The 25,117-nt window shown below is 62.1% G+C and carries 21 protein-coding genes and 1 other RNA gene; 10 read left to right on the forward strand and 12 right to left on the reverse strand.

Annotated features, from left to right (window positions below; genetic code table 11):
- Positions 1 to 5 precede the first annotated feature (5 nt).
- From CXY72_RS18880 to CXY72_RS18890, 3 genes are all read right to left on the reverse strand, one after another.
- Entirely contained in the window at positions 6 to 1,295 is a 1,290-nt protein-coding gene (locus CXY72_RS18880; protein ID WP_104129175.1) for an RNA polymerase sigma factor, read from the reverse strand.
- A gap of 197 nt (positions 1,296 to 1,492) precedes the next feature.
- Positions 1,493 to 2,824, reverse strand: coding sequence for a nitrate/nitrite transporter (locus tag CXY72_RS18885; protein WP_104129176.1), 1,332 nt, complete (start codon positions 2,822 to 2,824; stop codon positions 1,493 to 1,495).
- Positions 2,825 to 2,893: 69 nt separating this feature from the next.
- Entirely contained in the window at positions 2,894 to 3,817 is a 924-nt protein-coding gene (locus CXY72_RS18890; protein WP_104129177.1) for a proteasome assembly chaperone family protein, read from the reverse strand.
- Between the two features lie 113 nt (positions 3,818 to 3,930).
- Between CXY72_RS18890 and CXY72_RS18895 the strand changes: the two genes are divergently transcribed.
- The 3 genes from CXY72_RS18895 (at position 3,931) to sucB (ending at position 8,326) form a co-directional block, all read left to right on the forward strand.
- The gene (locus CXY72_RS18895; protein ID WP_104129178.1) at positions 3,931 to 5,424 is read left to right on the forward strand and encodes a leucyl aminopeptidase; all 1,494 of its coding nucleotides are present in this window, start codon (positions 3,931 to 3,933) and stop codon (positions 5,422 to 5,424) included.
- A gap of 99 nt (positions 5,425 to 5,523) precedes the next feature.
- On the forward strand, positions 5,524 to 6,897 hold the full coding sequence (gene lpdA / locus CXY72_RS18900; protein ID WP_104129179.1) for a dihydrolipoyl dehydrogenase: 1,374 nt from the start codon (positions 5,524 to 5,526) through the stop codon (positions 6,895 to 6,897).
- Between the two features lie 61 nt (positions 6,898 to 6,958).
- Positions 6,959 to 8,326, forward strand: coding sequence for a 2-oxoglutarate dehydrogenase, E2 component, dihydrolipoamide succinyltransferase (gene sucB / locus CXY72_RS18905; RefSeq protein WP_104129180.1), 1,368 nt, complete (start codon positions 6,959 to 6,961; stop codon positions 8,324 to 8,326).
- 45 nt (positions 8,327 to 8,371) lie between these two features.
- Here the strand turns inward: sucB and CXY72_RS18910 are convergent, their stop codons facing one another.
- Positions 8,372 to 10,243, reverse strand: coding sequence for a protein kinase (locus CXY72_RS18910; RefSeq protein WP_146071234.1), 1,872 nt, complete (start codon positions 10,241 to 10,243; stop codon positions 8,372 to 8,374).
- A 167-nt stretch (positions 10,244 to 10,410) separates the two neighbouring features.
- Between CXY72_RS18910 and lipB the strand changes: the two genes are divergently transcribed.
- The 3 genes from lipB to CXY72_RS18925 are packed head-to-tail and all read left to right on the forward strand — an operon-like array spanning position 10,411 to position 12,832.
- Entirely contained in the window at positions 10,411 to 11,091 is a 681-nt protein-coding gene (lipB, locus tag CXY72_RS18915) for a lipoyl(octanoyl) transferase LipB (RefSeq protein ID WP_104129182.1), read from the forward strand.
- Complete coding sequence (gene lipA, locus CXY72_RS18920) at positions 11,088 to 12,077, forward strand: lipoyl synthase (protein WP_104129183.1); 990 nt, start codon at positions 11,088 to 11,090, stop codon at positions 12,075 to 12,077. The genes lipB and lipA overlap by 4 nt, the downstream gene beginning before the upstream one ends.
- A gap of 47 nt (positions 12,078 to 12,124) precedes the next feature.
- A complete protein-coding gene (locus CXY72_RS18925; protein ID WP_104129184.1) occupies positions 12,125 to 12,832 on the forward strand; it encodes a DUF4191 domain-containing protein in 708 nt (235 codons plus the stop codon).
- Positions 12,833 to 12,903: 71 nt separating this feature from the next.
- On the opposite strand, the gene CXY72_RS18930 is transcribed toward CXY72_RS18925, so the two are convergent.
- Positions 12,904 to 13,332 (reverse strand): RDD family protein, encoded by a 429-nt coding sequence (locus CXY72_RS18930; RefSeq protein ID WP_104129185.1) that lies wholly within the window; start codon positions 13,330 to 13,332, stop codon positions 12,904 to 12,906.
- Between the two features lie 144 nt (positions 13,333 to 13,476).
- Here CXY72_RS18930 and glnA point away from each other — a divergent pair, with 144 nt between their 5' ends.
- Positions 13,477 to 14,901, forward strand: coding sequence for a type I glutamate--ammonia ligase (gene glnA, locus CXY72_RS18935; protein WP_104129186.1), 1,425 nt, complete (start codon positions 13,477 to 13,479; stop codon positions 14,899 to 14,901).
- A gap of 156 nt (positions 14,902 to 15,057) precedes the next feature.
- Here the strand turns inward: glnA and CXY72_RS18940 are convergent, their stop codons facing one another.
- Positions 15,058 to 18,153, reverse strand: coding sequence for a bifunctional [glutamine synthetase] adenylyltransferase/[glutamine synthetase]-adenylyl-L-tyrosine phosphorylase (locus CXY72_RS18940; protein ID WP_104129187.1), 3,096 nt, complete (start codon positions 18,151 to 18,153; stop codon positions 15,058 to 15,060).
- Positions 18,154 to 18,190: 37 nt separating this feature from the next.
- The gene (locus CXY72_RS18945; protein ID WP_104129188.1) at positions 18,191 to 19,528 is read right to left on the reverse strand and encodes a glutamine synthetase family protein; all 1,338 of its coding nucleotides are present in this window, start codon (positions 19,526 to 19,528) and stop codon (positions 18,191 to 18,193) included.
- 115 nt (positions 19,529 to 19,643) lie between these two features.
- Here CXY72_RS18945 and panB point away from each other — a divergent pair, with 115 nt between their 5' ends.
- On the forward strand, positions 19,644 to 20,522 hold the full coding sequence (gene panB, locus CXY72_RS18950; protein WP_104129189.1) for a 3-methyl-2-oxobutanoate hydroxymethyltransferase: 879 nt from the start codon (positions 19,644 to 19,646) through the stop codon (positions 20,520 to 20,522).
- A gap of 14 nt (positions 20,523 to 20,536) precedes the next feature.
- Here the strand turns inward: panB and CXY72_RS18955 are convergent, their stop codons facing one another.
- On the reverse strand, positions 20,537 to 20,725 hold the full coding sequence (locus tag CXY72_RS18955) for an SPOR domain-containing protein (RefSeq protein WP_104129190.1): 189 nt from the start codon (positions 20,723 to 20,725) through the stop codon (positions 20,537 to 20,539).
- Positions 20,726 to 20,737: 12 nt separating this feature from the next.
- Here CXY72_RS18955 and map point away from each other — a divergent pair, with 12 nt between their 5' ends.
- Positions 20,738 to 21,601, forward strand: a complete 864-nt coding sequence (map, locus tag CXY72_RS18960) for a type I methionyl aminopeptidase (RefSeq protein ID WP_104129191.1) — start codon at positions 20,738 to 20,740, stop codon at positions 21,599 to 21,601.
- Positions 21,602 to 21,632: 31 nt separating this feature from the next.
- Positions 21,633 to 22,391: a polyphosphate--glucose phosphotransferase gene (ppgK, locus tag CXY72_RS18965; RefSeq protein ID WP_104129192.1), complete on the forward strand. Its 759-nt coding sequence runs from the start codon at positions 21,633 to 21,635 to the stop codon at positions 22,389 to 22,391.
- Between the two features lie 102 nt (positions 22,392 to 22,493).
- On the opposite strand, the gene rnpB is transcribed toward ppgK, so the two are convergent.
- The 4 genes from rnpB to CXY72_RS18985 all read right to left on the reverse strand — a co-directional run bounded on the left by rnpB (position 22,494) and on the right by CXY72_RS18985 (position 24,981).
- An RNA gene (rnpB, locus tag CXY72_RS18970) (RNase P RNA component class A) lies at positions 22,494 to 22,889 on the reverse strand.
- Between the two features lie 47 nt (positions 22,890 to 22,936).
- Positions 22,937 to 23,674, reverse strand: a complete 738-nt coding sequence (locus tag CXY72_RS18975) for a zinc ribbon domain-containing protein (protein ID WP_104129193.1) — start codon at positions 23,672 to 23,674, stop codon at positions 22,937 to 22,939.
- A 72-nt stretch (positions 23,675 to 23,746) separates the two neighbouring features.
- Complete coding sequence (locus CXY72_RS18980; protein ID WP_104129194.1) at positions 23,747 to 24,565, reverse strand: Nif3-like dinuclear metal center hexameric protein; 819 nt, start codon at positions 24,563 to 24,565, stop codon at positions 23,747 to 23,749.
- Between the two features lie 80 nt (positions 24,566 to 24,645).
- Positions 24,646 to 24,981: a hypothetical protein gene (locus CXY72_RS18985; protein ID WP_104129195.1), complete on the reverse strand. Its 336-nt coding sequence runs from the start codon at positions 24,979 to 24,981 to the stop codon at positions 24,646 to 24,648.
- Positions 24,982 to 25,117: the final 136 nt, after the last annotated feature.

The raw sequence follows: 25,117 nt of genomic DNA on the forward strand, positions 1-25,117 counted from the left end.
CACGTTTACTCGAGGTAGTCGCGCAGGGACTGCGACCGGGACGGGTGACGAAGCTTCGCCATCGTTTTGGACTCGATCTGACGAATGCGCTCGCGCGTCACACCAAAGGTGTCGCCAATCTGGTCAAGAGTCTTCGGCATTCCGTCGCCGAGACCGAAGCGCATACGAATTACCCCAGCTTCGCGCTCGGAGAGCGAGTCGAGCAGACTCTCCAGCTGCTTTTGCAGCATCGTGAAACCCACGGCGTCCGCTGGGACAACGGCTTCAGTGTCTTCGATGAGGTCACCGAATTCGCTATCGCCGTCTTCACCGAGCGGGGTGTGGAGAGAAATCGGTTCGCGTCCGTATTTTTGAACTTCAACGACCTTTTCGGGCGTCATATCGAGTTCGCGGCTGAGCTCTTCCGGAGTGGGCTCGCGACCGAGGTCCTGCAACATCTGTCGCTGAACGCGGGCGAGCTTGTTGATGACTTCGACCATGTGCACGGGGATTCGAATCGTGCGGGCCTGGTCGGCCATGGCCCGGGTGATGGCTTGACGAATCCACCAGGTGGCATAGGTGCTGAACTTGAAACCCTTGGTGTAGTCGAACTTCTCGACGGCACGAATAAGGCCGAGGTTGCCTTCCTGGATCAAGTCAAGGAATTGCATGCCGCGACCGGTGTAGCGCTTGGCGAGTGACACGACGAGGCGTAGGTTGGCGCCGAGAAGGTGGCTCTTGGCTCGGGCGCCGTCTTTAGCGACCCACTGCAGCTCGCGGCCCAGCGCATTCTTCTTCTCGACGTCGGTCATTTCCGACAGCTTGTCTTCGGCAAACAGGCCGGCTTCGATGCGCATCGCCAGCTCGACCTCTTCGGCCGCGTTCAGTAGGGCGACCTTACCGATCTGCTTGAGGTAGTCCTTGACCGGGTCAGCCGTGGCTCCGGTGATGGCGCTGGAGTACACCGGGACCTCGTCGTCGTCGTCGACAAGGGAGAGCACGAGAGCCCCACTGGGGAGCGGCTCGGTCGACGCCGAACGCTGGGTGTTGTCCTCGTCTGACTCGTCCTCGTCGGCTTCTGAACCACCATCAACGTCGGCTTCGTCGTCTTTCTTGACGACCTTCGCCTTCGTCGCACGCTTCTTGGGGGCCGGCTTCTCGGTAGCCAGGCCAGCAGCTGCAGACGTCTTCGTCGCGGCTGCTTCGGCAGCAGCGGCTTTTGCAGCAGCGGCCTTGGTGACGGTCTTCTTGACCGGCGGTACTACCGGAGTCGTGACGGACTCATCGGTTAGGTCAGTCTTGACAGTGGTTGCCATTCGAACACCTCTCATGCGGAGTCGTACCTGCTTCTCGGAACCAAATAGGAGCCAGAAGCGTTTTTGGGCAGAACTTGGACCCATGTCAAGTCCCGGGATACCCATGCCGAAGTGACTTCGGAATGCCCCGGACCAGAACGGGTCCTAGAATCAAGTATTGCACGGTTTGTCTGGACGACAAGCCACGACACGTACTACTATTCTTCGTCACGCCGTTTCCACGCTCGTGATAGTGCAACCCAGATGGGGGCCACTTCTATTCCTTCGTCACGGGAAAGCTGGCGCCTGGTGCGCCGGCGGGCGTGCACCAGAAAACCGATGCCGAGTCCGACGACGAGGTACTGCACCGTGAAGGCCACCCGAAATGCGTCGAGCGCATAAAGGTCACTCGCCGCTCCCCCGGCGACGCGCCATCCGTTTTGAAGGTCGAGAAGTAACCCGATCAGGTACATCATGACGAAGCTCGCGGTGAAGCCTCCGACGTTGACGACGCCGTTAGCCGAGCCCAGGCTTCGCTGTGGATTGAAGGTACGGGCGAAGTCGAAGCCGATCAGCGATCCGGGCCCGCCGATTCCGAGCACGACAAGTAACAGCGCTATCGTCCAGAGTGGTGGAACACCGGGCCAGAGCAACACGATCGCCCAAGCGACACCAATACCGGTCGCGATGGCGAGCACGATGTTACTGCGGCGCAGCGGGTGACGCGCCGTCAGCAAGCCAAGGATTGGTCCGAATACCAGGCCTGCACCGACCAAAACGGTCAGCATGCCGGCCGCGAACGCCGGTTCGTAGCCGAGGGCGAAGACCATGAACGGATAGCCCCACAGCAGGCTGAACACGGTACCGGAGGACTGTGTAACGTAGTGGGACCAGAATCCGAGTTGCGTGCCTGGGCGACGAAAACTATGCCGCAGCTGGGTCAGCGCCATTCCGAGGCTGTTGGCATGCACGTGTTCAGTGACGTCTCTGGGGCGGTCCTGCACGAAAATGACGACCACGATCAAGGCGACAACAGCCACGGACGCCGCCGAGAGGAAGGCCGGTGTCCAGCCGGCCGTGTGCAGTAACCACGCCAGGGGCACCGCGGAGAGCACCTGGCCGAGTTGGCCGATGTTGCCCGTCCACTGGGACAGCAGAGGAACGATGGGACCGCTGAACCAGGAGCTGATGAGGCGGATCATCGAAATGAAAATGGTCGCATCACCGGCGCCGACGAGGATGCGGCCGACGACAGCGACTGAGATTTCCGGTGCCAGTGCCAGTGTGATCTGCCCGGTGACCATGAGCGCGGTCCCCGTGATCATGAGCACTCGCGGACCGTATCGGTCGATCAACACCCCAACCGGGATCTGAGCGGCGGCGTAGACGATGAGTTGCACGACGGCCAGGCTCGAAAGAATGGCGGCCGACCCACCGAATTTCTCCGTGGCGGCCACCCCGGCGATCCCCATTGACGTGCGCTGAAGCACGGCCGACAGGTACGCGAACGACCCGATAATAAAGATCAGGGTAGATCGACGAGAGTTCACTGAAATCAGTCTACCGCGTTCGTCCTGAACGACACTTCACGCCGGTTCACCGGGTGCCGTGGGATGGTTTCAGCTGACAGAGCCGTCATCGCGGCTGCGACGCAGGGCTAGGAAGTTCTCGAGTTCTGCAGCGATCTCATCGGCTGACGGCAGCTCGCCGTCTTCGTCGGTGAGTGGCGAACGCAGCGGACTCCCTTCCATGTAGGCGTCGTAGCGCTGCTCGAGGGTGCCCACAAGTTTGGCCAGCTCCGGATTACCCTGCACCTGGTCGTCGATGCGAGCGACGAATTCTCTGTTTGCCTCGCGCAGGTGATCGGTGGGAAAAATCAAACCCGTCGACGCGCTCGTGCTTTCCAACGCGCTGAGGGCTGCTGCTGGAAACTCGGTATCACCCAGGTAATGCGGAACGAGTAATACGTAGCCGACCGTCGACGCGCCACGCTCGTGCAAGCGGAACTCCAGAAGGTGTAGGACGTTGGCGGCTACCTGCGTGTGCGGTCGCCAGACCGATCGGTTTTCGATGAGGTCGGAACGATTGCCGCTGACGGTCACACCGATCGGACGAGTGTGCGGAACGGGCATCGGAATGGCGTGCACCCAGGTCGTTGAAGAAACAGTGAATCGTTCGACGAGCTGCAGCATGGCCGCCGTGAACTGTTCCCAGCGGAAGTCTGGTTCGAACCCGGTCAAAAAAAGAAACGGCTGACCGATCTCGTCGCGGGCCAAGTACAGCTGGAGCGATGGCGGCTGATAGTTCGTGAGGTGATCCTGATCAAAGTAGATGACCGGGCGCCGGGCCCGATAGTCGAGCAGGGCGTCGGTATCAAACGACGCAACGATGGTGTGATCCAGGGTGTTCAGCAGATAGTCGGTGAATTGCGCTACCGCGCCGCCGGCATCCGCGAAGCCGGTCAGTCCCATGACGAGGTGTAGTCCCTCCGGAACGCCATCGGCGTCGGCGGTGAGTGTGTAGAGCTCCTCGGGGTCTGGCATTCCTTAACTCTAATCCGAGGCGCCCATTCGTGCAGTTTTTCGGGGCTTTCACCATCGTGCCCAGAGCGAACAACCGGGAGCGGGTGGGTGGGCGCCACGGATACCATCGTGATATGACTGTTCCCGCCCTGTCCCTGTCCACTGAGTCCGCATCGGGCTCTACCACCGAAATTCTCATTCTTGCTTCGCTCCAAACGGATGACGGGGTGCGGTTGCTCGCGGATGTCACGCTCGGTGACGATCTGATCGCGTCGGTGACAGCTCAGTTGCTGCTTCTGAATGCGACCGGCGCACGTGACGAGGTGGTGCGCCTGGTGGTCATGACCGAAACGCCGCGCAGCATCGCCATCGTCGGACTGGGACGTCTGCTCAACACCGAGGCCCTTCGACACGCGGCTGGGTCTGCTGTACGTCAGCTGAGCGGTGCAGCCTCAGTGGCATTCTCACTTCCCCTGGACGATGCCGACCAGGTCGAAGCTGTCCTTGAAGGCGCCGCCCTCGGCGGCTACTCCTACACGGCTTACCGGCACAGTTCGTTGGCTGCGACCAAACTGCCTGCCCGCAGTGTCGTCGTGCACAGTGCGACCCCGGCGGCGTCCGCTGTGGAACGCGCCCGCGTCAGCGCCGAGGCGATTGGTCTGGTGAAGGACCTCGTGAATATGCCGCCGCTCGACCTGTACCCCGCTTCGCTCGCCGACCAGGCGGTCGATGCTGCACGTGGCCTGCCGCTTGACGTGACCGTCTGGGATGAGCATCAGCTCGCGGCCGACGGGTTCGGTGGCATTGCCGGTGTCGGTGCGGGTTCCACCCGCCCGCCGCGCCTGGTCAAGGTCAGCTATAGCCCGAACGGGGCCGGCAAACACCTCGCCCTCGTCGGGAAGGGCATAACGTTCGACACCGGCGGACTCTCGCTCAAGCCGCCGGCATCGATGGTGGGCATGAAGTACGACATGACGGGGGCCGCCACGGTCCTTGCTGTGGTGGTAGCCGCAGCCCGGCTCCAGCTGCCAGTGCGCATCACGGCGTGGATGTGCATCGCCGAAAACATGCCGTCGGGATCGGCCATCCGTCCCAACGACGTGCTGCGCATGCGCGGCGGACGCACCGTTGAGGTCCTCAACACTGATGCTGAAGGTCGCCTCGTGCTCGCAGACGGACTCGTCGCCGCGGGTGAAGAACACCCCGACGCCATCATCGACGTCGCTACTCTGACCGGTGCTGCTGTCGTGGCCCTTGGCAACAGGTATTTCGGCGTGATGGGAGATGACACTCTCGTGCAGCACGTGCTCGCGGCCAGCACCGCGACCGGTGAGACGGCCTGGCCGATGCCATTCCCGAATGAATTGCGCGCCACGCTCAATTCGGATGTCGCCGACATCGCCAATGCAAAAATCGGCAGCTCGGTCGGCGGGATGCTCCTCGCCGGGATATTTTTAAAGGAATTCATCGGAACAGATACGGCCGGCCAGACCATTCCGTGGGCTCACCTCGACATCGCCGGCCCGGCTCAGAATTCCGGATCAGGTTGGGGATTCACCGGTGTCGGACCAACCGGAGTGTCCGTTCGGGCGCTTCTTCGACTGGCCGAGGACTTTTCACGCCCGTAGTACAGTCGAAGAGGCAAGAAAAGCTTGTCAATCCACGCTGCCGATCTGCAAAATCTGTCGGCCGTCGTGATGGAGCGTAATGCGCGAGGGAGTAGCTGAGTGTCGGAACAGAATTTTGACATTGTCGTTCTCGGTGGCGGAAGCGGTGGATATGCAGCAGCGCTGCGTGCCGTGCAGCTGGGATTCACCGTTGGTCTGATCGAGAAAGGCAAACTCGGCGGCACCTGCCTGCACGTCGGCTGCATTCCGACCAAGGCCCTCCTGCACTCGGCCGAGGTTGCTGACGTCAGCCGTGAAGCCGCCAAATACGGCGTCAAGACCGCGTTCGAGGGCATCGATATGGCCGCCGTCAACGCGTTCCGCGAGGGCATCGTAGCGAGCAAGTACAAGGGACTGCAGGGCCTGGTCAAAGCACGCGGGATCACCGTGATCGAGGGCGAAGGCCACCTGGTCTCTCCGACGACCGTTCAGGTTGGCGATGACCTGATCGTCGGCAAGAACGTGATCCTGGCCACTGGTTCCTACTCCCGCTCGCTGCCCGGGCTCGAGATCGGCGGCCGCGTCATCACGAGCGAGACCGCACTCGCCCTGGACTATGTTCCAAAGAAGGTCGCCGTGCTGGGCGGCGGCGTCATCGGCGTCGAGTTCGCGAGCGTCTGGAAGTCCTTCGGTGCCGACGTCACGATCATTGAGGCCCTGCCTCACCTCGTGCCCAACGAGGAAGAGTCGATTTCCAAGCAACTCGAGCGCGCATTCCGCAAGCGCGGTATCGAGTATTCCCTCGGCATCCGCTTTCAGAGTGTCACCCAGTCCGACTCCGGCGTTGTCGTCACCCTCGAGAATGGCACGACCGTTGAGGCCGACCTGCTGCTTGTTGCCGTCGGGCGCGGCCCGGTCACCGCTGGACTCGGCTTTGACGAGGTCGGCGTGACCATGGATCGCGGATTTGTCATCACCGACGAACGCCTCGCCACGAACATCCCCGGCGTCTACGCCGTGGGCGACATCGTGCCAGGCCTGCAGCTCGCCCACCGCGGTTTTCAGCAGGGCATTTTTGTCGCCGAGGAGATTGCCGGACTCAACCCGATCCTCGTCGACGACCTGAATATCCCCAAGGTCACCTACTCGGATCCCGAAGTGGCCTCCGTCGGCTACAGCGAAGCCAAAGCCGTAGACAAATTCGGTGCCGACCAGATCTCGACCTACGAATACAACCTCGGAGGAAACGGCAAGAGCTCCATTCTGGGTACCGCCGGTTCGGTCAAGCTGGTCCGAGTCAAGGACGGCCCCATCGTGGGCATTCACATGATCGGCGCCCGCGTCGGCGAACTCATCGGCGAAGGCCAGCTCGTGGTGAATTGGGAAGCATTCCCGGAAGACATCGCACCGTTCCTGCATGCGCACCCGACCCAGAACGAAGCGCTGGGTGAGGCTTTCCTGGCTCTGGCCGGCAAACCGCTCCACGCGATGTAGTCGGTTCGCGCATTTTTATCCAATTTTCAGACAAGCAAACGGTTTTGAAGGAGACATACGCATGAGCGAATCCGTCAGCCTCCCGGCACTCGGAGAGAGTGTCACAGAGGGCACGGTCACCCGCTGGCTGAAGAACGTGGGCGACCGCGTAGAGGTCGACGAGCCGTTGCTCGAGGTATCGACCGACAAGGTGGACACGGAAATCCCGTCCCCGGTCGCCGGCATCATCGAAGCCATTTTGGTGCAGGAGGACGAGACCGTAGAGGTCGGAACCCCGCTTGTCACAATCGGCGATGGCTCCGCCGCAGCCGCCCCCATCGCTGAAGCCCCCATTGCTGAGGCACCGGCTGCCGTCGCAGCACCCGAGCCCGTTGCCCCCACTCCGGCACCGGTCGCTGCTGCGGCACCGGTCGCAACCCCAGCACCGGTCGCAACCCCAGCACCGGTCGCAACCCCAGCACCGGTCGCTGCTGCCGCACCGGTCGCTACACCGTCCCCGGTCGCCGCACAGGCTGCCCCTGTGGCCCGGGGCTCACACGCCGGAACCAGCGGTTACGTCACGCCGATCGTGCGCAAAATGGCGAACGAAGCCGGCGTTGACCTGTCGACGGTCAGCGGCACCGGCGTAGGCGGACGCATCCGAAAGGAAGACATCGTTCAGGCCGCTTCCGCAGTGGGCACCGCTGTGGCCGCGCCTGCCATCGCGATCTCACCGCTTCGCGGAACGACCCAGCCGATGTCCCGCCTACGCAAGGTTGTCGCCGAGCGTGCCGTCATCTCGATGCAGTCATCCGCTCAGCTCACGACAGTGGTCGAAGTCGATGTCACCCGCGTAGCCCTGCTGCGCGATCGGGTCAAAGGAGCATTCGCTGAGAAGACCGGCAACAAGCTCTCGTTCCTGCCGTTCTTCGCTCTGGCAGCCGCTGAGGCGCTTCGTGCCATCCCCATCGTGAACGCCACGATAGACGGTGACGCGATCGTGTACCCGGCCCAGGAAAATATCAGCATCGCCGTTGATACCGAGCGTGGTCTCCTGACTCCGGTCGTGCGCAACGCCGGGGAACTTGACCTGGCCGGTTTTGCCGCCCAAATCGCGGACCTCGCCGCTCGCACGCGGGAAAACAAGCTTAAGCCCGACGAACTGAGTGGTGGAACGTTCACGCTGACCAACACCGGTTCGCGCGGTGCCCTGTTCGATACGCCCGTCGTGTTCCTGCCGCAGAGCGCCATTCTCGGAACCGGAATCGTCTACAAGAAGCCGCTTGTTGTCACCAACGACGGCCTTGATTCGATCGCGATCCGATCGAGCGTCTACCTCGCCCTCTCTTACGACCATCGCATCATCGACGGTGCGGATGCAGCCAGCTTCCTCACCACCATGAAGACGCGGCTCGAAGCCGGTGCATTCGAGGGTGACCTCGGCATCTAACAACTCGAACTTTTCGCTCTGGACCACCTGCGGTTTTAGCGCAGTTCAGTAGTCGAAAATCTCCCGAAGACGCCAGCCGTCCTCGCCCTTGACGACAAGGACCGAGGCCGGCTGGCCTTTTTGCTGCCCGGGCACCGGGGTCAGCACGACGACGGCCAGGTCGCCGCTGCGTTCAGCCAGTGACGGCGAGTAGCCGGCATAGTCGGCGACATCCCGGCCGGATAGACCCTGTTGCCGCTCACGGGCGTCGTAGCTGTCTGACGCCAGCATGGCCGACCCGGTCTGATCCACGTCAACCAGGCAGACCAGGGACGTGGTGGCCAGGCACGCAGCCCGACGCTCGAGCAAGGCCAGCACGGCCGCTATCGGGTCATCCCCCGCTATTGCCGCCTGGCTGGCGGAGCCCGCGGCATCCGCTGGTACATCGGCCGTTGTTGTCGATAGTGTCGAACTGTCGGCGACCCCTGGCGTGCCGTTGACCTGGGTGGCACCGTTTGTGCGTGCAGTCTCGGGTGTCCCGGTTTCACCGGCACGGCCCGAGACAGGGAACAGAGTCAGGGCGAGCATGAGAATGCCGGCACCTCCGATAACGGCGACCAGCAGGGGCCGATGGTGCCCGTGAAGACGTTTACGCAGTGCATGCCCCGCAGAGTTGAACGGATGCGCGTCGACCAGGGAGTCGATGATGCCCTCGAATACTCGATGGGAACCCGTCCGCTGCTGGAATGCCCTGATAATAGCGGTGCCCCGCACGGAAAGACTGCGGTGAACACTCCCGTTACCGAGGGAGAAACGACCGCGTGGCAGCCTGTCGCTGAAGCTCTCGCTGAGTTCCGCGCCGTATTCGTCGCCGCGGTAAGCCTCGGAGTCCACGTCGTTATCGAACTTGCCGCCCAATTTGTCGGTGCAGGTGTCATCGTGAAAATTGCTGTTGTCGGAAACCCCCGACCTGACCGGGTCCGTTTGGAGAGCGGTGTGGCGAAGCTGAACCCCGTTGACCTGCCCGGTCTCCGTCTCGACGACGGTAGAACCCACCGTGATTGACTGTGCATCCCGACGGTCGTCGGTGTGAAAACCTCGAAGTGGTTCGGCGTCGGCCCAACCGAAAAGGTCGTACTCCAGTGTGCCGAGGATCGAACCGGGGTGCGCGGTACCGGCTGCCTGATCGGCACTGTCTGAAGCCCCGGCGGAGTTGATCGAAGCCTGAAATCGACGCACCAGTGCGGCACCGCTCTCATGGTGCGGGTCCGTTCTATCGACCGACTCAAAGACGGCAAGCATAACAATTCCCCAGCGTTCGTAATCGACTCGCAGCCGCCGCAGTCGGTCCCGAGGCGCTTCGCCGAGGTTGGAAACAGCACCAAAACCGGTCAGCACCGCCCGGCCATTCGCATCGAGCAGAACAGTTGACTGGCTGACGCTCCCGTGCGAAAACCCGGCCGTGTGCATGGCGCCCAGGGCTACGGTGATCGGTGCTAGCAGGGTCACGACCTCGCCCGGCGAGAGAGCCGGGTGTTCGACCAGATACTTGGCGAGAGACCCCCCGGGGAGTCGTTCCAGAATCAGACAGATGCGGCCATCGCTGACTTGCGCGACGTCAAGCAGACGCACGAGTCCCGGCGCGGCGGCAGATGTCAGCACGGCGATGTCGAGTTCGACGCTCGCCGTTTCGGTGGCGGGGTGGAAGACCTTGAGAGCAACGACGCTCTCGGAACCGGTATGTCCGAGGTACACCACGGCGCGGTCTCCAGCGCCCAACAGACGGATTACGCGGTGCCCGGCAACGACACCCTCCATATGCACCGTTGCCACAGCGCTTGCATCCTGGTCGGCGTCGCGGTGGGACGCCTGCTGAGCTGAGTCATGCCATTGTTTCTCGTCGGCCCAAGCCGGGGGCTGTTCAGCGCGTCGTCTCACGGAACCATGTTCGCCTGCACAACAGGCTGAGCGACGCGCACACCCCTCATCCGTGCAGGGCAGGCGATCCGGGCCGTTGTGGAGGAGGTGGGAAATCCGCCTGGTGACCTTGCGCTGTGCTGTATTCGTTGCACGCAGATTTGCCACTGCACCCCTAGACTGGGCACATGCTCGACTTTGTCGTCGCGGGGCTAAGCGCCAACTCCGTGCCGTATGTTGAGGGCCTAGAGCTCCAACGCGCAGTCCATCGTTCTGTTGTCGCCCGCGAGCGACCGGACGCCGTCCTCCTGCTGGAGCATCCCGCCGTGTATACGGCCGGAAAACGCACCCTGCCCGAGGAACGCCCCGACGACGATACGCCGGTGATCGACGTCGACCGGGGTGGCAAGATTACCTGGCATGGACCTGGCCAACTGGTCGGGTACCCCATTGTGCACTTGCACGAACCCGTCGACGTCGTCGGTTATGTTCGGTCCCTCGAAGCCATATTGATTGAGGTTCTGATCGAGTTCGGCATCGACGCCGTGCGGGTGGCCGGACGCTCGGGCGTCTGGGTCGGCGAGGCTGGCCATGAAGACAAGATCGCTGCCATCGGTATTCGCGTCGCTCAGGGTGTCACGATGCACGGGTTTGCACTCAACTGCAGCAACTCACTGGAAGCCTATTCGCGCATTATCGCCTGTGGCATTCGTGATGCCGGTGTGACCACCATGTCGCGTGTGCTGGGACGCACGGTCGACCCGGTTGAGTTGATTGACCCCATCACGGTGGCATTCCGGCGTTCGGCAAGTCTGAATCCCGCCCAAACGACCTCCGCCAGCCTCGACAACGTCAGGACGAACGCATGAGCGCAGTACCCGAAGGCCGCAAGTTGTTGCGATTGGAAATTCGCAATGCGGAGACACCGATAGAACGCAAGCCCTCCTGGATCAAGACGGTCGCCAAAATGGGGCCGGAGTATCAGAAACTGCAAAGCTTGGTCAAAAGTGAGAATTTGCATACCGTGTGCCAGGAAGCGGGGTGCCCGAACATCTTTGAGTGTTGGGAAGACCGGGAAGCAACCTTCCTGATCGGTGGCTCACAATGCACCAGACGGTGTGATTTCTGCCAGATCGATACTGGAAAACCGGCCGACTACGACGTCGACGAACCTCGCCGGGTCGGCGAGTCCGTTGTCACGATGAACCTGCGTTATGCCACCGTGACCGGCGTTGCCCGCGACGATCTGCCCGATGAGGGGGCCTGGCTGTACGCCGAGACGATTCGCCAAATTCACCAGCAGAGCCCTGGCACCGGTGTGGAGATCCTCGTGCCGGACTTCTCCGGCAATCCAGAACACCTCGCTCAGGTGTTTGATGCCAAACCGGAGGTCTTCGCCCACAACGTCGAAACCGTGCCACGCATCTTCAAGCGAATCCGCCCGGCGTTTCGATATGATCGGTCGCTCGACGTGCTCACGCAGGGACGCAACGCTGGCCTGATCACAAAATCCAACCTCATCCTCGGCATGGGAGAGGAACGCGCTGAAATCACCCAGGCGCTCCACGACCTGCATGAAGCCGGGACCGACATCATCACTATTACGCAGTACCTGCGCCCGAGCGCCCGGCACCTGCCGGTTGCTCGCTGGGTACGCCCAGAGGAGTTCGTCGAGCTCAACGAGGAAGCCAAAGAGATCGGCTTTCTCGGCGTACTCTCGGGGCCGCTCGTGCGCTCTTCATATCGCGCCGGTCGCCTGTGGGCCCAGTCCATGGTCGCGACCGGTCGGGAAATCCCCGCCGAACTGCGCCAGTTGGCGGATGCCCAACTCGGGTTCGCCCAAGCCGTGTCGTGATCGAATGCGGTCACGCGGCATTCGAGTGACTGGGTAGTCTTATACCCATGGCACGCAGCAAGGAAAAGACCCCCAAAAAACCAAAACAGCCCGGCCGCTTGAAGCAAATGTGGCAGGTTTTCCAGATGACGAGGCGTTACGACTCGAACATCGTGTGGATTCTGGTTTTGGCCTTCCTCATACCCGTTCTGATCAGCCTGGCCCTGGCACTGTTGATTCCCGGCAGCAACGTCTTCACGATGGTGCTGTGGATCATTGCCGGTGTGCTTGCCGGCATTCTGGCGATGCTGATCATTCTCGGCCGACGCGCGGAGAAGGCTGCGTATTCGCAAATTGAGGGTCAGCCCGGCGCCGTTGGGGCCGTGTTGCGCAGCTCACTGAAGCGGGGGTGGGTCGGCAGCGAGATGCCGGTGGCCGTCAACGGTAAGACGCAGGATGCGGTGTATCGCGCCGTCGGCCGCGGCGGTGTCGTGTTGATCAGTGAGGGTCCGAAAACCCGAACTGCCCGCATGCTTGACGAAGAAAAGCGCAAGATCGTGCGCATTGGTGGAAATGTGGGTGTGACCGTGATCTCCGTTGGCCCCGACGAGGATGCCGTGCCGCTGCACAAGCTCGCTCGTCGCCTGACTCGGATCAAGCCCGCTCTGACCAAGGCCGAGGTTCTCGCCGTCAATAACCGGCTGAACTCCATGGGTACGAAATTGCCTATCCCCAAGGGTGTCGACCCGATGAAAGCCCGTCCGCAGCGCGGCTAATCCCACACAGATCAAGCGAAGGGCCAGATGCGACAGCATCCGGCCCTTCGTCGTTCTATCGGGTTAGCGGGTTACCGGCGGATCAGCACCGTTCCGGCGATCTTGTCATGGAAGCCACGCTGGTCCGAATCCCAGACGAGGGCGGGGATCGCAAGTCCGAGGAGCACCGATCGCACCACGGGACGCCACAATCCAACCCATCCGCCGTGGATGGAAATGATCCGTAGCCCCACCAAACGATGCCCGACACTGGCACCGATCGTGGAAATGAAGACGATCTGCAAAACGATGAAGATGATCAGGTTCGCGGCCGGGTCGTAGTTGAAGAAGATCCTCGAAACGCCGATGGCGATCGCCCAGTCAATGGCGAAGCCGAACAGCCGTCGCCACGGACGGCCAACAGAACTCGGCCCGACCCGCGGTAATCCGAGCCGCTCCCCCGGCCATTTACTCGGTGGAAGCTGACCAAAAGTATTCGGGCGGAAGTTGGAGTCTGGCACCTGATGAGTCTACCGAGAGGCCATCCCTGTAACATGGGGGAAACATAAGCGTCACGGAGAAGTAACGCGGCGATACTAATCTCAGGGGAGCCGATGTGTCCGATTCGGCCGTTTCTACGCCCCCGTCGTCTGGAGTTAGTCCGCATGTTCCGCGATTCGTCCGAAGTGCTCAAATTCATCAAAGAGAATGACGTCAAGTTTCTCGACATCCGTTTCACCGATCTTCCCGGTGTGCAGCAGCACTTCAACATCCCGGCATCCACGGTCGATGAAGAGTTCTTCACCGTTGGCCAAATGTTCGATGGCTCGTCCATCCGTGGTTTCGCAACGATCCACGAATCGGATATGCAGCTCATTCCCGACGTGTCGACCGCGTACCTGGACCCGTTCCGTACCGAGAAGACTCTCATCATGCTCTTCGACATCTACAACCCGCGTAACGGTGAGATCTACTCCAAGGACCCGCGCCAGGTAGCGAAGAAGGCCGAGAAATACCTTGCCTCCACAGGCATTGGCGACACGGCGTTTTTCGGTTCCGAAGCGGAGTTCTACATCTTTGACGATGTGCGCTACGAAGTGAACCAGCACACGAGTTTTTACTCCGTTGACTCCGGCGAAGGTGCCTGGAATTCCGGAAAGAAAGAAGAAGGCGGCAACCTCGCCAACAAGACACCGTTCAAGGGCGGGTACTTTCCGGTCAGCCCGGTCGACCAGCACGTCGATATGCGCGACGATATCTGCCTGAAGTTGATCGAAGCGGGTCTCATCCTCGAACGCAGCCACCACGAGGTGGGCACCGGCGGCCAGGGCGAGATCAACTATAGATTCGACACGATGGTGCACGCCGCCGATGACCTGCTGAAATTCAAGTACATCGTCAAGAACACAGCGCACGACTGGGGCAAGACCGCAACGTTCATGCCCAAGCCGCTGTTCGGCGATAACGGTTCCGGCATGCACACGCACCAGTCACTGTGGGCCGATGGCAAGCCGTTGTTCTATGATGAGTCCGGCTATGGCGGACTCTCCGATGTGGCTCGCTGGTACATCGGGGGCCTACTCAAGCATGCGCCGGCCGTGCTCGCGTTCACGAACCCCACGGTCAACTCCTACCACCGGCTCGTTCCCGGATTCGAGGCCCCGGTCAACCTGGTCTACTCGGCCGGCAATCGTTCGGCGTCGATCCGCATTCCGATCACCGGAACCAACCCGAAGGCCAAGCGCCTTGAGTTCCGCGCTCCCGATGCATCCGGTAACCCGTATCTCGCCTTTGCCGCGCAGCTCATGGCTGGGCTCGACGGCATCAAGAACCGTATTGAGCCGCACGAGCCTGTCGACAAGGATCTCTACGAGCTGCCGCCCGAGGAAGCCAAGAACATCCCCCAGGTTCCGGCCTCGCTCGAGCAAGCCCTGCAGGCCCTCGAAGCAGATCACGACTTTCTGCTCGCCGGAAACGTGTTCACTCCCGAACTGATCGAGACCTGGATCGAGTACAAGCGCGAAAACGAGATCAAGCCGCTCGCGCAGCGACCGCACCCGTTCGAGTTCGAGCTGTACTACGGGGTCTAAACCGCACCGCACTGAGGCCGCACCGCACTGAGGCCAGACGGCGCCTCGGTCATACGGCGCCTCGGTCAAACGGCGCCTGCAAAAGGGACCGCATCTTTGGATGCGGTCCCTTTTATGTTGCTGAGGGAACTGGGCGGGTCAGCCTGATGTCGATCGTCAGCCGGCGTTTGGCCCTGGGCGTTCGACGGGGCCGTAGAACAGACGCTCGAATACGGCGCGGGAACGTCGGGTCACAGCGAGGTAGTCGTCCTCAAGCTGGTTACCCGACCCTAGTGGGTACTCCATAACCCGGGCGATGCCCTCGAGGGCGGCACGATCAGTCGGCAACACATTCGAGGTATGGTTCGTCCAGAGAGTGATGGCCGAGCGAGCGCGAGAGGCAAAGACCCACGCGCTGCGAAGCACCGCCGCATCCGCTGCCGGTATCAATGCGGCGCTGACCGCTTCCTCCAACGCCGACAAAGTAGACGTCGTGCGCAGCGCCGGAATCGCCGCGCCGTGCTGCAGCTGGAGCAGTTGAACCAACCATTCCACGTCGCTGAGCGAGCCACGCCCCAATTTCAGGTGCCGGTTCGGGTCGGCGCCCTGCGGGAGGCGCTCGTTCTCGACCCGAGCCTTGATGCGACGAACCTCCCGCACAGCCTGCTCGCTAATGGCTGCGGGGTACCGCACGTCGTCGGCCACGGCCTCGAAGTCTCGTAGCAACGCACCATCGCCGGCCACACCCCGACCGCGCAGGAGCGCCTGAGCTTCCCAGGTCAGTGACCAACGGCGGTAGTACGCCTGATAGGAGTCGAGCGACCGTACGACCGGCCCGTTGCTGCCTTCCGGACGTAATCCGATGTCCAGATCGAGCGGCAAACGCCCGTCTTCGGTGAGCCGATTGACTTCGCGCACGATATACCGGGCACGGTCGTTGGCCGCTTCGCCGTCGAGACTCCCCGCGCGGAATACGTACATGACATCAGCATCGGAACCAAAACCGAGCTCGGCACCGCCGAACCGCCCCATACCGATTACCCCGAATTCAATACCATCACCGCTCGACGTGCTGTCGTCAGAACCATCAGGACCGCCCCGAACACTCAGGTCTCCCCCACGTATAGCAGCGATGACGCCCTGAATATAGGTCGCGTTAATATCTGTCAGGCCCTGGCCCAGCTGGTCGAGATCGATCTGACCGAGAAGGGCTGCGAATGCCAGTCGCAGCATCTCACGGCGCCGGGCCGCGCGCAGAATAGTCGCGGCAGCATCCGAGCTTTCATGCCGGCCAAGGACCGCTCGGGTTTCGTCTTGGAGTGCTCTGAGCGGTCGTGGCTGGAGGTCGGCTTCGTCTTCGAGCCACGCCACCGCTTCGGGGATCTTCTCCAGCAGCTCGCCGATATAACGACTCCCGGACAGCACCCTGGTGAGGCGTTCAGCGGCACCCGAGGAGTCACGCAACATGCGCAGGAACCAATAGGTCGAACCGAGGTTGTCGCTCAGACGCCGAAAGACCAGGAAGCCGTAGTCCGGGTCTGCTCCCTGCGACAGCCACTGCAGCAGGACGGGGAGGAGGTGCCGCTGAATCGCCGCGCGCCGGGATACTCCGCCGGAGAGGGCGGCGATGTGCGCCAGAGCGCCCTTGGTGTTCAAAAAACCAATGGCCGCCAGACGAGCCTCGGCCTGTGCGCTGGTCAGGTTCAGCCCGTCAGCCGGCAGCGACGCTACCGCCGAGAGCAGGGGACGGTAGAAAAGCCGCTCGTGCAGGCCGCGCACCCGTTGTTTCGTCTCCGACCAGCGGGCGGTGAGTCCGGCAGCGCTGGTGGCTAGCCCGGTCGAACGGGCCAGCACCCGTAGATTTGCCTCGTCGCGCGGCACCAGGTGGGTACGACGGAGTTTTTGCAGCTGCAGCCGATGTTCCATCAGGCGCAGAGAGCGATAGTCCTGAGCAAACTCGGTGGCTTCGGCTCGACCTACATACCCGGCGGTAGCCAGGGCGCTCAGCGCCGGGAGGGTACCAGCCTGTCGAACGGCGGGGTCGGTCTGGCCATGAACAAGCTGAAGCAGCTGCACCGTGAACTCGATATCGCGCAGTCCGCCCGGCCCGAGCTTGAGCTGAATATCTACCTCGTCGTCGGGGATATTATCGGTGACGCGCTCCCGCATACGCTGTACCGATTCGACGAAATTCTCGCGGCCGGCGCTGCTCCAGACCTTGGGTGTGACCGCATCCATGTACCGGGCTCCGAGTGCGCGGTCACCGGCCAGCGTCCGGGCTTTGAGCAACGCCTGAAACTCCCAGCTCTTGGCCCAACGGTCATAGTAGACGAGATGGGATTCGATCGATCGTACGAGGGCTCCGCTCTTGCCTTCCGGACGCAGATTGGGATCGACCTCCCACAGCTCCGGTTCAATACCGGATTCGCCCAGGCCGCGCATGATGAGCACGGCAAGGCGGGTCGCGATTTCGACAGCCCGAGAACTTTCCAGACCGGCTGATTCGTCGCCGTCTGCGACGAAGATAACGTCGACGTCGCTCACGTAGTTCAGCTCGCTCGCCCCGGCCTTGCCCATGCCGATAATGGCCAGGCGCGTTGCCCGCACCTGGTCGGCAGCAAAGACACCGAGCCCGGCCGTGTCGCCGCTGCACATGGTACGGGCAACCGCTAAGGCAGCCTCGAGCGCCGCCGTGGCGAGATCGGACAGGGTACGAGCGATGCCGTCGAGCCCGGCAACGGGGTCGGCCTGTTCGAGGTCGAAGGCGGCGAGCTCTGCCAGGCGGCGACGGTAGCGCACCCTGAGGGCGATCCACGCTGCATCATCGACCAGGCGGGAGAATCCTTCGATCGCGCCGACGGAGTCCAACAGGTCGCGGACCAGCTCGTCGACGCTCGGCAGCACCGTCAACGGCGTGACCAGAACTGCAAGTTCCACCGGATGCCGGAGGAAGAATTCGGTGATTCCACTGGACGCTCCGACGACTTTCAACAGCCGCCCGGTCGCAGCCGGCGACTGGAGCAGTTCGAACAGTTCAGGCGAACCCTGCCGCAGCAGGGCGACCAACGCAATCAGCGCGGCATCCGGGCTGGCCGTCGCCGTGAGCAGCGGCAACAATGCCCGAGTATCGGTCAACCGGCCAGCTGAACCGGAGGCCCGGTGCGGGCTGCTCGCCCCGAGCTGGGCAATCTCGTCGAGCCGAACACGTACGTCGGCAAGGTCAACGAAACCTACCCGAACGAGTTCGGTCAGGGTCAAGTGCAAACGCTCCATCGCGGGCGATTCCTTCGATCAGCGACACACTGGCGAGTTAGAGCATCTCCAGGTTTTTTTGAAGTTCGAACGGGGTGACCTGTGACCGGTAGTCACGCCACTCCTGCCGCTTGTTGAGCAGAACATAATTGAAGACCTGTTCGCCCAGGGTCTCCGCGACGAGCTCGGACTCCTCCATGAATTGAATTGCATGATCGAGGCTGGCCGGCAGCTGCGTGTATCCGAGCGCACGACGCTCGGTGTCGCTGAGGCTCCACACATTGTCTTCGGCCTCCGGCGGCAACTCGTAGCCCTCCTCGATGCCCTTGAGGCCGGCGGCCAGCATGAGGGAGTAGGCAAGGTAAGGGTTGGCAGCGGAGTCGATCGCTCGATACTCAACGCGGGCACTCTGGCCCTTGTTCGGCTTATACAACGGTACGCGCACCAGGGCTGAGCGGTTGTTGTGACCCCAGCAGACGAAGCTCGGAGCCTCATCGCCACCCCACAGCCGCTTGTACGAGTTCACGAATTGATTGGTCACCGCGGTGATCTCGGGGGCGTGCTTGAGCAGGCCGGCAATGAACTGGCGGCCGATCTTGGAGAGCTGGTATTTAGCACCGGGCTCATAGAACGCGTTTGCGTCACCCTCAAACAGCGACATGTGCGTGTGCATGCCCGATCCGGGATGCTCCGACATGGGCTTGGGCATGAACGTCGCGTACACGCCCTGCTCGATCGCGACTTCCTTGACCACGGTACGGAAGGTCATGATGTTGTCGGCGGTAGTGAGCGCGTCGGCATAGCGCAGGTCGATTTCGTTCTGGCCGGGACCCGCCTCGTGGTGGCTGAATTCAACGGAAATTCCGAGGTCTTCGAGCATACGCACGGAGCGACGACGGAAGTCATGGGCGGTTCCACCGGGAACGTTGTCGAAGTAGCCGGCCGAGTCGACCGGAGTCGGACCGTTCTTACCGTACTTCGATGACTTGAGCAGGTAGAACTCCACCTCGGGGTGGGTGTAGAACGTGAAGCCGCGGTCGGCCGCTTTGGCCAGGGTGCGCTTGAGCACGTTGCGGGGGTCGGCGACGGCGGGCTGTCCGTCGGGTGTGGTGATGTCACAGAACATGCGGGCAGTGGGGTCGACTTCCCCGCGCCACGGCAGAATCTGGAAGGTGGTGGGATCCGGGTGAGCGAGGACATCCGCTTCAAAGGAGCGGGTGAGGCCCTCGATGGCGGAGCCGTCGAACCCCAGGCCTTCGTTGAATGCGCCCTCGACCTCGGCGGGCGCAATGGCCACCGATTTGAGGGTGCCGACCACGTCGGTGAACCAGAGTCGAATGAACTTGATTCCTCGCTCCTCGATGGTCCGAAGAACGAAGTCGCGCTGCTTGTCCATTCACGCTCTTTCTGATTGCTCCAACGGGGAGGCACCTAAATAGCTACCGTCCTCAATACCTGCTGTCTAGGCTACTGGCTCCGAGCATGATTGCTGGCCTGACTACACTTGTTGCATGCCAAAGTTGACAGCACCAGAGCCCGAGCCGACGGGCGTCGATGCCGCCGTGCAGCATCCGTATGGCGCGGTTTCCGGGCCCAAGCGGGTCCGCACGCGGCACTTTCAGAATGCGAAGGCCCAGGGGATTCCCATTACAGGCCTGACCAGCTACGACATGCTCACCGCCCAAATTTTTGATGCGGCCGGAATCGATTTTCTCCTGGTGGGCGATTCAGCCGGTAACAATGTCTTCGGGTACGAGACCACTCTCCCCGTCACGGTCGACGAGCTCATCCCGTTGACCCGTGCCGTTTCTCGGGCGGTGACCCGTGCGTTCGTCGTGGCCGATATGCCGTTCGGTTCGTACGAGAGCGGCGCGGATCAGGCCCTCTCGACCGCCGTGCGGTTCATGAAAGAGGCGCAGGCTCACGCGGTGAAACTCGAGGGCGGCCAGCGCAGCCATAAACAGATCAGGCGCATCGTCTCGGCTGGCATCCCCGTGATGGGCCATGTGGGATTCACTCCGCAGAGCGAACACGGCTTGGGCGGCCATATCATTCAGGGTCGCGGAGACGCCGCCGAGACTCTCATCGCGGACGCCCTCGCCGTTCAGGACGCAGGTGCCTTCGCCGTTGTCCTGGAGATGGTACCGGCGTCTGTCGCCGCCCTCGTTACGGAGCGACTGTCGATCCCGACGATCGGGGTCGGGGCGGGGCCATCCGTTGACGGGCAGCTGCTCGTGTGGACGGACTTTGCTGGCATGACCAGTGGTCGAGTACCGAAGTTCGTGCGTCAGTACGCCGACGTTCGATCGGTGCTGACGGATGCTGTGCAGCGGTTCACCGCTGACGTCGCCTCTGGTGCGTACCCGGCAACAGAGCACAGCTACGAGTAGAGCGCGTTCAACGGTTAGCGGGCGTCCCGAGCGTCGTCTTCCGACCACTTGGCGCTGTTGGCGCGCAGTTTTTCCAGAGCATGGGCTGCCTCGTCCCGGGTGGCGAATGGCCCCACCCGATCCAGCGATGGCGACTGGAACCCGTGCTCCACTTCCCCCGTGCGCATGTTGTACCAGAATGCGTGTTCTTTGTCGTCGGCCATAAGCTTGATCCTATGCCTAAGGATTCCGTCGGTCACCTCATCCCGGGAACGGTGTCATCGACCCGTTCCGTCCCATCACACATCATTCGTCCGGAGTACGTGGGTAAGAAGGGGCCGAGCCCGTTCACCGGCTCTGACGTCTATTCCAGCGAAAAGATCGAGCTCATTCGTCACTCCGGCCGCATCGCCGCCGAGGCGATTGCTGCTGTCGGTCGAGCCATCGTGCCCGGCGTCACGACCGAGCAACTGGACCAGATCGGTCATGACTACCTGGTGGCCAACGATGCCTACCCTTCGACCTTGGGCTACCGCGGCTACCCCAAATCGCTGTGCAGTTCGGTGAATGAGGTTATTTGCCATGGAATCCCCGATAACACAGTGCTCGACAATGGTGACATCGTCAACATCGACATCACGGCGTACAAGAACGGCGTGCACGGCGACACCAATGTGACGTTCATTGTGGGCGACGCTACCGAAGAGGTGACGCTATTGGTCGAACGAACCAGGGAGGCGCTCGCACGCGGCATCAAAGCCGTTGCCCCCGGGCGCCAGGTCAATGTGATCGGTCGCACGATCGCGTCCTATGCCAAGCGGTTCAACTACGGCGTTGTGCGCGACTATACGGGGCACGGCGTTGGCGAAGCCTTTCACTCCGGCCTTATCATCCCGCACTATGACGCACCGCAATTCGACACGGTCATGGAGGTCGGCATGGTCTTCACCATCGAGCCGATGCTCACCTTGGGAACCAGCGACTGGGACATCTGGAGCGATGACTGGACGGTTCTCACCCGCGACCGAAGCCTGACAGCGCAATTCGAACACACACTCGTAGTGACCGAGCGTGGCGCTGAGATCCTGACCTTAGCCTGACTCGGTTTTCGAATAGATAGAGGATCAACTCATGACTGCAACGACGGCCATTGGAATCGACATCGGCGGCACAGGAATCAAGGGGGCGGTGGTCGACCTGGCCACCGGTGCGCTCCTAACCGACCGGGTGAAGTTGCCCACGCCCAAAGGGGGGCGCCCGCAGGACATCGTCGAGACAACCCGTACCCTGCTCTCCACCGTCTCGAAAGGCGTCGGCGACCTTCCGGTCGGCGTGTGTTTTCCCGCCGTCGTCAAGAGCGGTCACACCATGTCAGCGGCAAATGTATCGTCGAAGTGGATTGGCCTTGCCGCTGAAGCCTTGTTCGAAAAGGGCCTCGACCTGCCGATTCACTTCGTCAATGACGCGGATGCTGCCGGTTACGCTGAAGCACAGTTCGGTGCGGCGAAGGGTGTCGCAGGCGTCGTGCTATTGACCACGCTCGGTACCGGGATCGGTTCAGCGCTGCTGAACGACGGCGTGCTGGTGCCCAACACGGAACTGGGCCACCTGCAGATCGACGGGCATGACTACGAGACGCGCGCGGCCTACTCCGCCAAGGAACGCGACGACCTCAGCTGGGAGACCTGGGCCGCACGCTTGCAGAAGTACTACTCAACGCTTGAACGGCTCTTCTCGCCCGACCTGTTCATCGTCGGAGGTGGGGTCTCCAAGCACCACGAGAACTTTCTGCCGTTGCTTGACCTGAAGACGCGCATCATTCCCGCTGTCCACCGCAACAACGCTGGAATTCTGGGTGCGGCCGCTTTGGCTGCCCGCTTTCCCGGCTAGTCCGACAGCGCGACCCGACCCGGGCGGGTCCGCGTCGCTGCTGACCAGCCCGGGTGGGATGGCGGGTTCGTCGATACGGTAGGTTCGTCGGTACGGTGGGGTGGAATGGGCCGGCTAGTACGCCGGGTTCTGTCCAGGTGTTCACACACCGTCGACGGCCATCTATCTCGTGACTACGTTGCCGCAGCCCTCTAGCGGTCTACCCGAAAGCTCGGCGAGCAGCCTTAGCGCTTTCTGTCTGACCTTGCTCCGGACGAGGTTTACCGAGCCGACCAGGTCACCCTGGCCTCTGGTGGTCTCTTACACCACCGTTTCACCCTTACCACTACACCCGACCCGAAGGCCGGGCGTAAACTGGCGGTTTACTTTCTGTGGCACTGTCTCGCGGGTTACCCCGGGTGGGTGTTACCCACCATCCTGCTCTGTGGAGCCCGGACGTTCCTCGGCATTCTTCAGACCCGAAGATCCAACAAATGACGCGACCGTCTTGCCGACCCATTCCGAAGATTGAGTCTACCCGGCGAGCGGACCGTCGCGAACCGTTATTAGATTCCGGATTCTTCGGTGCGCACCAGCACGGCACCACAGTCGGGGCAGAAGATGACCTCGTCGGCGGGTGCCTGGCGAACGTCGGCGAGGTCGCTCCCGGTGATCGTCATTGTGCAGCCGCTGCAGGTACGGGCTCGGAGCAGCGCCGCGGCGTTGCCGTGGCCGGAGATACGTAACCGCTCGTAGAGAGTCGAGAGGTCATCAGGAATGGTGGCGGCCACGGCGGCTCGGTCGCGGGTCAGTTCGCCGAGCTGTCGCGTGAGGTCAAGGAGCACCTCGTCGCGCGCGGACTCGGTTGCCCTCACGCGCTCGGCGATGGCATCGCGTTCCTTCGCCACGACGGCGACGGCCGCTTCATGCTCTTCCTGACGCTCCAACACGGCGATCTCGATCTCTTCGAGGTCGAACAGGCGCTTTTTGAGCGAGACGATTTCGGAGTCGAGAGCCTGGATATCCTTGACCGACGAAGTGTGCTGAAGGCGGTCGGTGTCGCGACTGATGCGCTTCTCGACAACCTCGACGTCGCTCTCGATGCGTCCCAGTTCGGTGCGCACGTCGTCGAGTTCGCCCGTTCGACCGAGCAGCTTCATACGGCTGGCTTCCGCTTCGCGATTGAGCGCGGCCAGTTCGGCGTGCGCCGCGAGCGATTTTGACTGGTGCCTGATCTGAAGAACCTTGGTATCCAGGGCTTGCAGCCGCAGAAGTTCCTTCTGCTGGAGTGGTGATGCCTTCACGATGTCCTGACCTAACGCTGGAAATGAGATGTGGTTCGAAAAAATGCGGAGACTGGGAGGTTAGTGCACGAGTCAATGCACAACGGCGAAGTCCCAGGGATCGGTGTTCAGCTCACTCACCGTGACAGTGGTCCCGGGAAGGGCAGCTCGTAGCTGCACGGCAGCTGGTTCCAGCCAGAGCCATTCGCTGGCCCAGTGCGACACGTCCATCAGCGCGGGGCCGCGCGCGCAGAGCGCCTGCTCTCGAGCTTCGGAGGCAGGGTGATGACGCAGGTCGGAGGTGATGTAAACATCTGCTGTGATTACTCTGGGGTGGCGCAGTAACGAATCGCCTGCACCGCCACATAACGCGATGGTGGTGACCGCTTCGGCATAATCGCCTGCGACACGCACGCCGGACGCCGTAGCCGGCAATAGTGCCAGCATGGTGTGCGCGAGGTGCCCCAGCGTTGTTGGCTGGGTCAAACGTCCCACGCGACCAATGCCGGTGCCGGGCGCGACGCTCTCGGAAATGGGGATCACATCAGCCAGTTTGAGGTGCGTGGCAATAATGTCCGATACGCCGTCTGCGACAACGTCAGCGTTCGTATGCGCGGCCAGCAAGGCGCAGTCTGCTCGAATGAGCCGGCTGAGCAGCGCACCTTTGTAGCCATCTTCGGCGACGCTTGTGACACCGTGCAGGAGCAGCGGATGGTGCGTCAGCAGCACGTCGGCCTCGGCCTGGATGGCCTCGTCGACGGTGTGGGACGTGGCATCAACCGCGAGGTGGATACGGCGCACCGGCCGCAACGGATTTCCGCTGACCAGACCGGGCCGATCCCAGTCTTCAGCACCGTCGAGGGGCCACAGGGTATGGGCGACTCGAGTAAAGTCGGCTAGCGAGAAAGACACTCGTTCAGCCTACTGGGCGACCGGCACTGGAGCTTCGTCGGACACGGAGCAACCCGACGCTTCATGTTCGACGAAAAGGGTCAGTAGTCGAATTCGTCGAACTGCGCAGCAGCCGATTCTTCCCGAGTCCAAGCGGCAGGAATCATGGTCCCGGTCTGGGCTTTGCGGTGCAGAAAATCGGTAGTCTCCGGTTCAACCAGCTCCGGCGACAGGCCGTCGGCCGTGACGCTCACCAGTTGACTCGACGAACCGATCAGGAACTGGGCGCGCAGCAGGCATCCGTTGTCGCCCATCACGGGGATGTCGACGACATCCACTTGCCGGCGATTGCAGAGGGCCTCTGCGTAGAGAAGGACCGCATCAGCGAGATCGCTGCCGGTTATTACTGAACCGCCAGGGTGAAATATGCGTTTCATGATCGCCCCTCGAAAGCTCGCTGATAGTTCACGTACGTCCAGGGTCTAGGGTCGTGCTGAAAGTATATGCCCGGTCTACCCCAAAGGGATGCAAATTTAGCTATCTCGCATGTTCAAACGTTGAGGAACGACCCAG

This window comes from Cryobacterium sp. Y57, assembly GCF_002929505.1.
Taxonomy (GTDB): Bacteria; Actinomycetota; Actinomycetes; order Actinomycetales; family Microbacteriaceae; genus Cryobacterium.